The sequence below is a fragment of the Bacillus sp. OTU530 genome, assembly GCF_038440375.1.
This window is the reverse complement of record NZ_JASATP010000117.1, coordinates 1-1,516: the sequence shown is the minus strand read 5'-3', so window position 1 is coordinate 1,516 and position 1,516 is coordinate 1. Positions and strand designations below refer to the sequence as shown.

The window sequence follows — 1,516 nt, the reverse complement described above, 5'->3', positions numbered from 1 at the left end:
GATGTATTAAATGAGGGATTGTGGAGTAAGGCTGAGAAAGACCGAGATCGAAAGCATTATCAAAAAGGTGAATTCATTGCCAAACTCTATTTGGCAGATAAGGAGAAATTCCTACAACTGCCTGCCACGGAATTCTCATGCGTGAGATATGAGGAAGTTAAAGCTGATAAGTACGGTTACGTACGCTTGGATAATAAACAGTATTCGTCCTCTCCTCGCTTTGCCAAACAAAAGGTTTTGGCAAAAATCTCATACAATCTAGTAGAACTACTGACACCGGAGTACGAACTTATTGTTTCTCATACGCGTCTGTATGGAGAACAGCAGCAATCTACACAATGGCAACCATATCTGTCTCTCATGGCCAAACGTCCTATGGCAATTAAATATACAGGATTTTATGAACAGTTACCGTTGGAGTGGCAAACGTATCTTGAACAATGTACTGTACCGGAAAAACAACAATCTCTTCAGTTACTATCGGTACTCCTAAAAGAGCATGATTTCTCCACTCCTACCGAAGCCTTGCGTATTGCATCGGAACATGGTCATCCATCGGTTGAATCTATTAAGCAAGTGTTCTATCAACTCTTAAATGGAAGAGGGCAACGTCAAGATATTGAGATAAAAAGTGCAGTTCCTATTGTTCCAGCCGCCACACGGGGTTTAAAGCATTATGATAATCTGTTTGATACGACAGGCGGTGTGACATCATGAATCAGTTGATCCAAGAATATGCCAAACGCCTCAAACTAAGTTGGCTTAGGGAACACTATATGGAAATACAAGCACCCAACAACGAGGAATATCTACTGCGGGTATTGGAGCAAGAAGTTCAACAAAGGGAAGTAAGGAAAATCAATTTATTACTTCAACAAGCGACGTTGCCGAAGGTAGCAGGTAACCCCTTTGACTGGAAAGATATTAAGTTAGCACAAGGACTAACGAGGGATTATATCCTGTATGCGAACTTTATAGAACAACAAGAGAACCTCATTTTCTATGGTGGAGTAGGAACCGGAAAAACATATCTAGCGAGTCTAATCGGATTACATGCCGTCCAGGAACAGCATAAAAAGGTAAAGTTCTATACAGTGGCTACTTTAGTAAATCAGTTATTAGACGCACACGAAAAAGGCTCGTTGAGCCGTCTGTTTAAACAGATTGAAAAACTTGATCTACTTATTCTAGATGAATTGGGGTATATACCGCTACATAAGCAAGGAGCAGAGCTCCTATTCCAGGTTATATCTATGTGTTACGAGTTAAAAAGTATTATTATTACAACGAATCTACAATTTGGTCAATGGAACCATGTATTTGGGGACCCTATTCTAACAGAGGCGGTCGTCGATCGCCTTATCCATCACTCTCACTTACTTGTATTTAATGGCGAGAGTTACCGTTACAAAGAGTCCCTTTTACAACATAAATAAATCTAATTTAAATAGAGTGACTGTTGGCAGGTTGTGCATTTTTAATTGCCGTTTCCTACATTTTTTAGTTGCCAAATACA

At 39.8% G+C, this 1,516-nt stretch carries 2 protein-coding genes; both read left to right on the top strand.

Going from position 1 to position 1,516, the window contains the following annotated elements; all coding sequences use genetic code 11:
- On the top strand, positions 1–717 hold a 717-nt coding region (locus tag AAHB12_RS31065; protein WP_446715644.1), incomplete at its 5' end, for a Mu transposase domain-containing protein.
- Complete coding sequence (gene istB / locus AAHB12_RS31060) at positions 714–1,436, top strand: IS21-like element helper ATPase IstB (RefSeq protein WP_342048928.1); 723 nt, start codon at positions 714–716, stop codon at positions 1,434–1,436. The genes AAHB12_RS31065 and istB, both read left to right, overlap by 4 nt.
- Positions 1,437–1,516 lie beyond the last annotated feature (80 nt).

Coding starts and splice junctions, on each gene's coding strand:
- istB (WP_342048928.1), top strand. CDS start 714: ATGAATCAGTTGATCCAAGAATATGCCAAACGCCTCAAACTAAGTTGG.